Annotated in this window: 9 protein-coding genes; 6 read left to right on the top strand and 3 right to left on the bottom strand. The window is 71.1% G+C overall.

Annotation, left to right across the window (positions count from 1 at the left end; genetic code table 11):
• Positions 1–146: 146 nt before the first annotated feature.
• Together R6V09_RS33955 and R6V09_RS33950 are read right to left on the bottom strand one after the other, a co-directional pair.
• Positions 147–1,226, bottom strand: a complete 1,080-nt coding sequence (locus R6V09_RS33955) for an ABC transporter permease (protein ID WP_317885303.1) — start codon at positions 1,224–1,226, stop codon at positions 147–149.
• On the bottom strand, positions 1,201–2,787 hold the full coding sequence (locus R6V09_RS33950) for an ABC transporter substrate-binding protein (protein ID WP_317885302.1): 1,587 nt from the start codon (positions 2,785–2,787) through the stop codon (positions 1,201–1,203). The genes R6V09_RS33955 and R6V09_RS33950 overlap by 26 nt, the downstream gene beginning before the upstream one ends.
• Before the next feature lie 161 nt (positions 2,788–2,948).
• Here R6V09_RS33950 and R6V09_RS33945 point away from each other — a divergent pair, with 161 nt between their 5' ends.
• The 6 genes from R6V09_RS33945 to R6V09_RS33920 all read left to right on the top strand — a co-directional run bounded on the left by R6V09_RS33945 (position 2,949) and on the right by R6V09_RS33920 (position 10,697).
• A complete protein-coding gene (locus R6V09_RS33945; protein WP_317885301.1) occupies positions 2,949–3,596 on the top strand; it encodes an Lrp/AsnC family transcriptional regulator in 648 nt (215 codons plus the stop codon).
• A gap of 60 nt (positions 3,597–3,656) precedes the next feature.
• Positions 3,657–5,759 carry an NAD-dependent DNA ligase LigA gene (gene ligA / locus R6V09_RS33940; RefSeq protein ID WP_317885300.1) on the top strand — a complete coding sequence of 701 codons (2,103 nt, stop codon included), beginning with the start codon at positions 3,657–3,659 and terminating at the stop codon, positions 5,757–5,759.
• Positions 5,760–5,992: 233 nt separating this feature from the next.
• The gene (locus tag R6V09_RS33935; protein WP_317885299.1) at positions 5,993–6,541 is read left to right on the top strand and encodes a hypothetical protein; all 549 of its coding nucleotides are present in this window, start codon (positions 5,993–5,995) and stop codon (positions 6,539–6,541) included.
• A gap of 109 nt (positions 6,542–6,650) precedes the next feature.
• A complete protein-coding gene (locus tag R6V09_RS33930; RefSeq protein ID WP_317885298.1) occupies positions 6,651–7,511 on the top strand; it encodes a PaaX family transcriptional regulator in 861 nt (286 codons plus the stop codon).
• Positions 7,512–7,699: 188 nt separating this feature from the next.
• Positions 7,700–9,052 (top strand): alpha/beta hydrolase, encoded by a 1,353-nt coding sequence (locus R6V09_RS33925; protein ID WP_317885297.1) that lies wholly within the window; start codon positions 7,700–7,702, stop codon positions 9,050–9,052.
• Positions 9,053–9,137: 85 nt separating this feature from the next.
• Positions 9,138–10,697: an MFS transporter gene (locus R6V09_RS33920; RefSeq protein WP_317885296.1), complete on the top strand. Its 1,560-nt coding sequence runs from the start codon at positions 9,138–9,140 to the stop codon at positions 10,695–10,697.
• A 114-nt stretch (positions 10,698–10,811) separates the two neighbouring features.
• Here R6V09_RS33920 and R6V09_RS33915 read toward each other — a convergent pair.
• The coding region (locus R6V09_RS33915; protein ID WP_317885295.1) for a PucR family transcriptional regulator at positions 10,812–11,357 on the bottom strand (546 nt) is incomplete at its 5' end.

The raw sequence follows: 11,357 nt of genomic DNA, 5'->3' as shown, positions 1-11,357 counted from the left end.
GTCGTGCGGGGCGAGCAGCGGGGCGGCGACCACGATCACCAGCCAGAACACGGCGACCAGGCCGCCGGTGACGGCGAGCGGCCGGCGCCAGGCGGGCGGCAGCCGTCGTAGCAGGGAGAACTTCGCTCCCCTTTCCGTACTGCGTTTCACTGCACCCTCACCCTCGGGTCGATCACGCCGTACAGGACGTCCACGGCGAGGTTGACGGTCAGGTACACCAGGCCCACGACGAGTCCGACGCCCATGACGGCGGGCAGGTCGAGGGTGGTCGCGCTGCGGTAGGCGTAGGCGCCCAGGCCCGGCCAGGCGAAGATCGACTCGACCAGGACGGTGCCCGACAGCAGCGCCCCGAAGGCCAGTCCGGCGACCGTGACGACGGGGACGAGGGCAGCCCGGAGGACGTATTGGAAGAGGACGGTCCGGCCGGGCAGGCCCTTGGCGCGGGCTGCGCGGACGTAGTCCTGGTTCAGCACTTCCAGGACGGCGGAGCGGGTGAAACGGGTGAGCAGGCCGACGGTGTACGCCGTCAACACCAGTGCGGGCAGGGCGAGATGGCCCACCGCGTTCCAGAACACCGGCCACTGGCCGGCGAGTGCCGCGTCGACCGTGTAGAGGCCCGTGACATGCGGGGGCGCTGTCATACCGGGGTCGAGGCGACCGCTGCCGGGGGCCCAGCCGAGGCGGTAGAAGAAGATGTAGAAGGCGAGCAGCGCCAGCCAGAAGGTCGGCACCGACACCCCCAGCAGGCTGACGACACGCAGGAGTTGGTCGGTGAAGCGGTCACGGCGCAGTGCCGCCACGACTCCGAACGCCACGCCCACGACCAGCGAGACCACGATCGCGGCCCCGGCGAGTTCCAGGGTGGCGGGGACGGCGGTGGACAGGTCGGTGAGGACCGACTGGTGGCTCTGCTGGGACTCGCCGAGGTCGCCGTGGAGGAGGTTGCCGAGGTAGGTGACGTACTGGACCGGCAGTGGCTTGTCGAGGCCGTAGTGGTGGCGGAACTGCGCGACGATCGCCGGGTCGCCGATCGCCCGCTGACCGAGGTTGGCCGCCGCCGGGTCGCCGGGGACGAGGTTGGTGAGGACGAACGTCACCAGGGTCACACCGACGGCGAGCAGGACGGCGGTGGCGGTACGGCGGAGGAGGAAGCGGGCGAGGGGGTGGCGGGCGAGGAACCGTCTGCCACCGCCCGTGTCCTTACTTCGTGCCCAGCGCGGCGACATCGATCGTCCATACGGGGTTGTAGGCGACGCCGGTGACGGACGCGGCGGAGACGGTGTTGCGGCTCGGCTGCATCAGCGGGATGAAGGGGCCGTCGGTGTTCAGCTTGGTCTGGATCTGCTCGTAGAGCGTCTTGCGGGTGTCGTCGCCGATCGTCGTGGCGGCCTTGTCGCCGAGCGCGGTGAGGGCGGGGTCGGCGCCGGCCTTCCAGCCCGCGCGCAGGCCGACCAGGTTGCCGGGCAGGAAGGCAAGGTAGTCGCTGGGGTCCGGGTAGTCCGGGCCCCAGTACCAGAGGCCCAACTGCTCTTTGCCGTTGCGGTAGTTGTCCAGTTCCGTGGTGGTCGGCGCAGGGGCGAGCGTGACGGTGATGCCGACCTCCTTCAGCTGTGCCTGGACCCGTTCGGCGAGGGTCTGCAGGGACAGTCCGTCGACGGTCAGGTCGCTGGCGTAGCCGAGCGTCACGGACGGCTTGGCGATCCCGCTCGCCTTCAGGGCCGCCTTCGCTCCGGCGAGGTCGCGGCCGGCGGCCTCGGAGGCGGGCAGCGCGCCGAGGAAGGTCGACGGGATGATCCCGGCGGGCTGGACGGAGCCGCTGCCGGCGAGCGAGAGCAGGCTCTTGTAGTCGATGCCCTTGCGCACCGCCTCCGCGAACTTCGCGTTGGCCGTCGTACTGCTGACCTTGGTGTTGCGGTTGAGCAGCAGGAAGATCACGTCCGAGGACGCGCCGCTGTCCACCTTGAGCCCGCCGCCGATGCCGCTGACCTGGTCGGAGGTGAGGTCGAGGGCGATCTGGCTGTCGCCGCGCTGGACGTTAAGTTTCTGGGTGGGTGCCTGGACGTTGCGGATGACGATCTTGTCGTAGGCCGGCTTGTCCGAGCCGGTGTACTTGGGGTTCTTCGTCAGGACGACCTGGGTGTTCGTGTTGAACGAGGTGAGCGTGTACGGGCCGGAGCCGGCCGACGCGGTGTTGAGGTACTTCTCCGCCCCGTCCGTCGCGGTCGCCGAGCCGCCGTGGGCCTGGACCGTCTTCGCGCTGAGGATGCCGAGCGCGGGGTTGGGGAGGATGAAGGGCAGCGCCGGGTTGGCCTTCTTGGAGACCAGGGTGACGGTGGAGGCGTCCGTCTTGGTGACCGTGACGCCGTCGAGCAGGAACGACGGGTTGCCCTTGAGCGCGATCACCCGGTTCAGCGAGAAGACGACGTCGTCGGCGGTGACCGCGCTGCCGTCCGCGAACTTCGCGCCCGTCCGCAGGTGGAGGGTGAGTGTCCTGCCGTCCGCGGACTGCTCGTACGAGGAGGCCAGCCCCGGCACCGGCTTGGTGACGTCGGAGCCCTTGAAGGTCAGCAGCGTCTCGTAGAGCGCCTTGTCGACGATCTGCCCGGTCGGCTCGAACTCACGGCCCGGGTCGGCGGTCTTCAGGTTGAACGACGTGTCGACGACCAGGGTCTTGCCGGCCGAGGAGCCGGAGGCGCTCGTACCGCCGGAGCAGGCGCTCAGGGCGAGCGCCGCGACCGCGACGAGGGAGAGTGCCACCGGGTACGAACCGGCACTGGATCTGGGCATGCGTGCCTCCGTGAGCAGGGCGGAGCGGAAGAAGGCCGGGCGGGAACGGACGGACACCGGGAGGGGACCTGGACGATTCGCCGTTAGGGTGGGCTGAAACTAACCAGGACTTTCGGCCGACGGGATCACCGCGAGACGAAAATCGACGGAGAGGCGCGAACATGGAAGATCTGTCGACCTCGGAGACCCCTCCCGAACGCCGCTCTGGACGGATCGGCATCGGCCTTGCCCTGGATTCGGTGCATTTCAAGATCCTCGATGTACTGCGCACCCAGGGCCGGATCTCCGTCGCGGCCCTCGCGGAACGCGTCGGTGTCTCGCGCGCGAACGCCTACACCCGCCTCGAAGCCCTGCGTGCCGACGGCGTGATCAACGGCTTCAGCGCCCGCGTCGACCACACCAGGGTCGGGCTGGAGATCTGCGCCCTGATCTTCGTCACGGTCCGCCAGGAACTGTGGAAGCAGTTCCGCACGGCTCTGGCCCAGATGCCGGAGGTGGAGTACTGCGCCGTCACGACCGGCCAGCACGACGCCATGATCCAGATCCGGGTGGCCGACGTCTCCGCCGTGCACCGCCTGGTCACCGACCGGCTGTCCACGATTCCCGCGGTTCGCGCCACCGAGACGGTGATCATCCTGGACGAGGTGCTCCGCCGCCCCTACGTCCTGCCGTCCGCGCCCCGCTCCAGCGAGCCGACGGCCGGCACTCCCCAGGACAGCTCCGGCACGAGCCAGTTCGGCATGACCCGCTTCATCCGAGCCGCCGAAGGCCGGGCCGACCTCCAGCGCACGTCCGAGCCGGAGGACTGACCGGGGTCCCGCACGCTCACGGCCGGGGCATTGTCAGTGGTGACAGGCAGGATGACAGTCATGACTACACCAGCTGCAGTGATCGTGGATGCCGCCGGCTACGCACAGGCGGTCGAGGACGCGGTGAAGGCGTCGGCCGCCTACTACACCGGCGGCACCTCCGTGCTGGACGACGACTCCTACGACCGGCTGGTGCGCGGCATCACGGCGTGGGAGGCCGACCATCCCGATCAGGTGCTGCCCGACTCCCCGTCCGGAAAGGTCGCCGGCGGCGCGGTCGAGGGCGACGTCCCGCACACGGTGGCGATGCTGAGCCTGGACAACGTGTTCTCCCCCGAGGAGTTCACCACCTGGACCGCCTCACTGGCCCGAAGAACCGACCACGAGATCACGCGGTTCAGCGTGGAGCCGAAGCTCGACGGCCTCGCGATCGCGGCCCGCTACACCCAGGGCCGCCTCACCAGGCTGATCACCCGCGGCGACGGGACGGCCGGCGAGGACGTGTCGCACGCGATCGGCACCATCGAGGGCCTGCCCGCCGAGCTGACCGAGCCGGTCACCGTCGAGGTGCGCGGCGAAGTCCTGATGACCACCGCCCAGTTCGAGCACGCGAACGAGGTCCGCACCGCGCACGACGGGCAGCCGTTCGCCAACCCGCGCGGCGCGTCGGCGGGCACGCTGCGCGCCAAGGAACGCGCCTACACCGTGCCGATGACGTTCTTCGGCTACGGCCTGCTCCCCCTCGCCGACACCGAGGCGGGGCTCGCGGCGCGGCTGGGCGAGCTCGCGCACAGCGAACTCATGGACCAAACGGCCGCGTTCGGCATCAACACCACCGCCACCACGCCTGTGCCCGGCATCACCGCCGACACGGTCGAGGAGGTGCTGACCCGGGTGCGGGAGATCGCCGCGCTGCGGGCCGGGCTGCCGTTCGGGATCGACGGGATCGTCATCAAGGCCGACCTCGCCGCCGACCAGCGGGCCGCCGGGTCGGGCTCGCGGGCCCCGCGCTGGGCGATCGCCTACAAGCTGCCCGCCGTGGAGAAGATCACCCGGCTGCTGGAGGTGGAGTGGAACGTGGGCCGCACCGGCATCATCGCCCCGCGCGCCGTCCTGGAGCCGGTGGAGATCGACGGGGCCACCATCACCTACGCCACCCTCCACAACCCCGGCGACATCACCCGCCGCGACCTGCGCCTGGGCGACCACGTCATGGTGCACCGGGCAGGCGATGTCATCCCCCGCGTCGAAGCGCCCGTCGCGCACCTGCGGACCGGCGACGAACAGCCCATCGTCTTCCCCGAGGTGTGCCCGCGCTGCGGTTCCGGCATCGACACCAGCGAACTGCGCTGGCGCTGCGAACAGGGCCGCAACTGCCATCTGGTCGCCGCCCTGTCCTACGCCGCCGGCCGCGACCAGCTCGACATCGAGGGCCTGGGCCACACCCGCGTCGTCCAACTCGTCGAAGCGGGCCTGGTCGCCGATCTCGCCGATCTGTTCGCGCTGACCCGCGACCAACTCCTGGGCCTGGAAAGGATGGGCGAGACCAGCACGGACAACCTCCTCGCCGCGATCGTCACGGCCAAGGGGCAGCCGCTGTCACGGGTGTTGTGCGCGCTCGGGGTGCGCGGCACCGGCCGGTCCATGTCCCGCCGTATCGCCCGTTACTTCGCCACCATGGACAACATCCGGGCCGCCGACGCGGAGGCGATGCAGCGGGTCGAGGGCATCGGCACCGAGAAGGCGCCCTCGATCGTCACCGAACTCGTCGAACTGGCCCCGCTCATCGACAGACTGGCCGCCGCCGGGGTCAACATGACCGAGCCCGGCGCGACCCCGCCCGCTCCGGTGACGGACGACGTTGCGGCCGACGGCGACGCTCCGGTGGACGCGACCGCGGCCACGGCGGACGGTCCGCTGGCCGGGATGGCGGTGGTCGTCACCGGTGCGATGACCGGCCCGCTGGAAAAGCTGAGCCGCAACGAGATGAACGAACTCGTCGAACGCGCCGGTGGCCGCTCCTCCTCCAGCGTCTCCAAGAAGACCACCCTGGTCGTCGCCGGCGCCAACGCGGGATCGAAGCGCGCCAAGGCCGAGTCGCTCGGCATCCGGCTCGCCACCCCGGACGAATTCGCGGTCCTGGTCGCCGACTACCTCGACTGAGGCCGTCCGTACGGGAGTTCCGCACGAGTGCTCCGCGTGGGTGTTCCGCAGCTCACAGTCGCCGACGGGGTGCGGCCGGGAACAACCCGGGCCGGTCGACCGTTCTTCAGCGTGTGCGGCCCCGGCTGGTCTCCCCCGTCCAGCCGGGGCCCCTTTCACTCCCAGGGGCGACCTCCCGCACTCCGCGACAAGGGCAGAATGGACGCCACACAGCCGCTGCGGATGGGGAGTTCATGGACACGCGTACATTCGACGCGCTGACCGAGTCGATGAAGAGCGCGTACGTCGCGGGTCTCAGTGAAGGCGCCGTGCCCCGCCCGGTCATCATGCCGCTCGTACACGGCGAGTTGGTCGGCCTGATCTGGCTGCGCCCGGTCGAGCCCGGCCGGGACGCGCTCACGGCGATCGCGTCGCTGTCGAACATCGCCGCGGCGGCCGGCGCCGACGAGGTCGTCCTCGCCTGGGAGACCCACGACGTGGCCACCGTCTGCGAACTTCCCGTCGACGGCCCCTCGCCCTGCCTCAACATGGTGCACGCCACGAAGGACGGCCACACACTCCACCAGTTCCCCTACACCGAGAACCCGGCATCGGCCGAACCGCGCTGGCAGCCGGCCCCGGCTCCCCAGCCCGACGGCAAGCTGGTGCCGCCCGTGCAGGCCGCGGTCGACTACGCCTTCACTCCCCTCGACCTGGACCACCCCTCCCCGTTCGGCGTCACGGTCGTCCTGATGGAAGAGGACGGCTACAACCTGCGCCTGACGGAGGCGTTCGCCTTCTGACCGCCCCCGGTCCGAGGGAGACCATCGTTCGGCACATCGCGCATTGCCGTTACAGACATGACACAGTTCACGCCACAACGGCACCGCGCGCCCGCCCCGGGCCTAGGCTGTGCCGGTGACCAGTGTCGATGTCGCCGCCCAACCCGCCGCCGAGAGCGGTCCCGAGCCGCGCACCCAGTCCCTGATGCTGACCTTCTTCGGCGCCCATGTACTGGGACGGCCCATCGCCGTGTCGTCGGGCAGCGTGATCGCCGCGCTCGGCAGGCTGGGCAGTACCGAGGAGGCGGTGCGGACCACCCTGAACCGCATGGTCAAACGCGATCTGCTGGAGCGCAGCCGGCAGGGCCGCAAGACGTACTTCGGACTGACACCGCACGCCGTCCAGGTACTGACGGACGGCCGGGACCGCATCTGGCGCACCGGCGCGGTGAACCGGGACTGGGACGGCCGCTGGACGATGGTCGGCTTCTCGCTGCCCGAGGCGTGGAGCCGCGAGCGGCACGATCTGCGCTCCCGGCTGATCTGGGCGGGCTTCGGCCCCCTGCAGAACGGTCTGTGGGTGGCCCCGGCGCCCGTCGACGTCCGCGAGATGGTGGCGGGCCTCGGCCTGGAGCCGTATCTGCGGGTGTTCCGGGCGGAGGTGGAGTCACCGACCGACGTCCGGGAGGTGCTTGAGCAGGCGTTCGACGTGCCGGCGATCGGCGCGCGCTACCGGGCGTTCCTGGAGCGCTGGGACCGCACCGACCCGCTGCCCGCGACGGCCTCCGGCGACGAACTCGCAGGCCAACTCCTCCTGCACACCGACTGGTTGGACCTCGTACGCCGGGACCCGCACCTGCCCGCCGAGCACCTTCCCGCGGACTGGCCGGCCGCCCAGGCGGAGACCGTCTTCCGCGGCCTGGCCAGCCGCTGGGACCGCCCGGCGGCCCGCGCAGCCGCACGTCTGCTGGACACCCTGACGCTGGGCTGATCCACCCCCGACGCCCCGCCGGTCCACCCTCGGACCCCGCACGCCCGGAGGCAGGCACCCGTCCGCCTCATTATTGGTCAGTCTATTGACGGCAATGAAAAAAGAGCCCTACATTCGCAGCGCTCTTCCAGCTCGTCCTTCCAGCCCGCTCCCCCACTCGGTCCCCCTCGACCCGCGGAGCCGCCGCCATGCCCCGACCCCGTCTCTCGACCCTCGCCGCAGCCTGCGCGACCGCCCTCGCAACCGCTCTGATCGGCCCGGTGACCAGCGCCCACGCCGCGACCGCCACCCACTACTCCGGCACGCTGACCGACGGCGCCACCTGGATCGCGGACACACCCGAACACTGGAACGGCACCCTGCTCCTGTTCAGCCACGGCTTCGGCCCTACGACCGCTGCCGACGCCCCGTCGCCCGCGGTGGCCCAGGCCCTGCTGGACGCCGGTTACGCCCTCGCCGGCTCCTCCTACGACCCGAGCGGCTCGATGTGGGCGCTCGACTCGGCCGAGCGGGACCAGTTCGCCGCGCTCACCGCCTTCCGCCGCCAGGTCGGCATCCCGACCCGGGTCATCTCGGTGGGCCAGTCCATGGGCGGCCTCGTCAACGCGCAGATCGCCCGCGACGGCGCCGGACGCGTCGACGGTGCGCTCGGCCTGTGCGGCCTGGTCGCGGGCGGTGTCGACCTGGACAACTACCAACTGGACGCGGAATACACCCTGGCCACGTTCTTCGACCCCGCCGATGCCGACGCCCTGGTGAGCCTGGGCAGCCCGGCCGACGGCGCGGCCCTCGCCAGTCGGCTCACAACTGCTGTGGAGACTGCGCAGCAGACTCCGGCGGGCCGCGCCCGGATCGCCCTGGCCGCCGCCTACCTCAACCTGACCGACTGGGCTCCAGGCCAACAGCCGCCCGCGCACGGCGACTTCGCGGGCCAGGAGCAGCAGCAGTACGCCTGGCTGGCTCAGGGGCTGCTCGGGTTCATCGTCCCGGCGCGCTGGTCGGTGGAGCAGTCGGCCGGCGGCAACACGTCCTGGAACAAGGGCGTCGACTACGCCGGACTGCTGCGCGGATCCGCCCACGCGAAGCAGGTCGAGGCGCTGTACCGCGACGCCGGGCTCGACCTGCGCAGCGATCTGAACCGGCTCACCCGAGGTGCGGACATCACGGCCGACCCGGCCGCGGTGGCCCGTCTGAAGCGGACCTCGACCGCCGGGCAGAGCCTGGCCGTACCGCTGCTGGACATCCACACCACCGCCGACCAACTGGTGCCCGTGGAACAGGAGTCGGCCTTCGCCGGGCGGGTACGCGCGGCCGGCGACTCCGCACTCCTGCGCCAGGCCTACGCGGCCCGCCAGAGTCACTGCAACTTCACCACCGCCGAGGTGGTCGCCGGTCTGCACGCCGTGGAACACCGGCTGGACTCCGGACGCTGGGACGACGCCGCCTCGGCTGCCCAACTCCAGCGCAGTGCCGATGAGTTGGGCCTCGACGGCGCCGCCTTCACCGACTACCGCCCGAGCCGCCTGACCGGCACCCGCTGATCCCGAAACGCCCGCCCGCATCTCTGTCCCGTCCCCGACTTCGCCCCCGTCCCCGCCCTGCACGCATCAGGAGCCCTCCGTGTCAATGACGACCGAACCGACCGAACCCTCCACCAGAACCGCCACCGGCCCCGGTCTGACCACCGGCACCCTGGTCGCCGGTCTCCTCGCCGTCTGCCTCGCTCAGATCGGCCTGGCCATACCGGCCACCCTCAACGGGCTGTTCCAGTCCGACCTGCACCCGGTCGGCTCCCAACTCACCTGGATCTCCGACGCGTTCCTGCTCCCGGTCGCCGTACTGGAGCTGACCTTCGGTCTGCTCGGCGACCTCTTCGGCCGCAAGCGGCTGCTGGTCGGCGGCGCCGCGCTGCTGGCCGTGGGCGAGCTGGTCAGCGCCACCTCCTCCGGCGTCCACCAACTCTGGACCGGACAGGCCCTGGCCGGGCTGGGAGCCGCCGCCCTGTTCCCGACCTCGCTGGCAATCCTGGCCGCCGGCACCACCTCACCCGCGCAACGGGCCCGCGTCATCGCGATGTGGGCGGCCCTGCTGTCCACCGGCGGGTTCATCGCACCGCTGCTCGGCGGTGTCACCGCCACCTACGGCTCCTGGCGATGGTCCTTCGTCGTGGTCACCGCCGTCGCCGTGGCGAGCGTCGCGGTCAGCGCCCTGTTCGCCGTCAGCTCCAGCGCCCCCGAGGGCCGTTCACTCGACATCGCGGGACAGGTCACCATCGGTCTGGGCCTGTTCTCCCTGCTCTACGCCATCATCCAGGGCCCGACGGACGGTTGGGCCTCGCCCTCGATCGTCATCGCCTTCGTGCTGGCGGCCGTGTTCCTCGCCGCCTTCGTGCTGGCCGAGAAGCGGGCCAAGTCCCCGCTCCTCCGCCTGGACCTCTTTCGCAACCGTGCCTTCGCGGTGGCCTCGATCGTGGCGGTGGTGGGCATGTTCGCCTTCCTCGGCACCGCCTACTCCGTGAGCATCCGGCTCGGCCCGGTGCAGGACCAGGCACCGATGCGCACAGGCCTGGCGTTCGTCCTCCTCAACGGCATCACCCTGGTGATGCTGCCGCTGACGGAACGACTGCTGCGAACCGTCGCCCCCGGTCTACTCCTGGGCACAGGGCTGCTGTTGATCGCGGCAGGCGACTACTGGGCGGCCACGCTCCCGATCACCGACACCGCCTTCACCTCACTGATCCTGCCGCTCGGTCTGGTCGGCCTGGGCTTCGCCATCACCGTCTCCTCGATCACGGCGACGGCCGTGAACACCGTGCCGACCCATCTGGCGGGCATGGCGAGCGCCACCACCAACCTGCTGCGCGACTTCGGCTTCACCCTCGGCCCGGCCGTCATCGGCGCGGTCGCCCTGAGCCGCGCGGCAAGCAGCTTCGCCGACTCCCTCGACAACTCGGCCCTGCCGCAGGCACTGAAGGGCGCGGGCACGGCCGTACTGGAGGAGGGCGGCCCACTCGCGGTGAACGGCGCCTCGGCGGCGTCCCCGAAACTGGCCGACCTGCACCCGCTCGCCCTGGACGCCCTCGGCCACGGCTACTCGATCGGCTTCGTCGTCTGCGGCAGCGCCGCCCTGTGCTCCGCGCTGTTGGCCCTCGCCACACTCCGCGGCCGGAACGCTTCGACCGTATGACGGGTCCACCCCAACCCGAAGCGCCCCCGCCAACCTCACCCGCATCGTCACCGTCGGCCTCATCGGTACCGCCATCCAGTGGTACGACCCTCGTACGCCACGCGCCTACGAGGGTCACCGCCGCCCTGGAGCCGCCAATCGGTGCAGCCGCAGGGCCAGTTGGATCTCCAGGGTGCGGGCCGGGTCCTGCCAGTCCTCACCGAGGAGTCTGCCCACGCGCTCCAGCCGCTGGGCCACGGTATTGACGTGGACGTGCAGGTCGTCCTTCGTGCGGGCCGGGCTCATGCCGCAGGCGAAGTACGCGTCGAGGGTACGCAGCAGATCGGTACCGCGACGCTCGTCGTACCGCATGACCGGGCCGATGGTCCGCTCGACGAATCCGCCGATGTCGCGGTCCCCGGCGAGAAGCAGTCCGAGGAAGCCGAAGTCCTCGGCGGCGGCGCCGTCTCCGCATCGCCCCAGGAAACGCAGGGCGTCGAGGCAACGCAGGCCCTCCTGGTAGGCGGCGACCACGGCGTCCGGCACCGCGGCGGGCTTCTCGACGGGCCCGGAGGCACCGACGGTGACCGCTTCGTGGACCGCCGCTCCCAGCTGGGCGGCGGTGCGCCGGGCCAGGTCCGTGGCGGTGTCGCCGGAGTCGAGGGGCAGCAGGAGGACGGT

The sequence above is a fragment of the Streptomyces sp. W16 genome (assembly GCF_033194735.1).
Classification (GTDB): Bacteria; Actinomycetota; Actinomycetes; order Streptomycetales; family Streptomycetaceae; genus Streptomyces.
Note: the sequence above shows the minus strand (reverse complement) of the source record. Positions and strands in the feature narration are given on the sequence as shown.

What these genes read in the sequence shown, in the direction of transcription:
- R6V09_RS33945 (WP_317885301.1), top strand. Translation starts at nt 2,949, where the DNA reads ATGGAAGATCTGTCGACCTCGGAGACCCCTCCCGAACGCCGCTCTGGA.
- R6V09_RS33920 (WP_317885296.1), top strand. Translation starts at nt 9,138, where the DNA reads ATGACGACCGAACCGACCGAACCCTCCACCAGAACCGCCACCGGCCCC.
- R6V09_RS33935 (WP_317885299.1), top strand. Translation starts at nt 5,993, where the DNA reads ATGGACACGCGTACATTCGACGCGCTGACCGAGTCGATGAAGAGCGCG.
- R6V09_RS33950 (WP_317885302.1), bottom strand. Translation starts at nt 2,787, where the DNA reads ATGCCCAGATCCAGTGCCGGTTCGTACCCGGTGGCACTCTCCCTCGTC.
- R6V09_RS33955 (WP_317885303.1), bottom strand. Translation starts at nt 1,226, where the DNA reads ATGTCGCCGCGCTGGGCACGAAGTAAGGACACGGGCGGTGGCAGACGG.
- R6V09_RS33925 (WP_317885297.1), top strand. Translation starts at nt 7,700, where the DNA reads ATGCCCCGACCCCGTCTCTCGACCCTCGCCGCAGCCTGCGCGACCGCC.
- ligA (WP_317885300.1), top strand. Translation starts at nt 3,657, where the DNA reads ATGACTACACCAGCTGCAGTGATCGTGGATGCCGCCGGCTACGCACAG.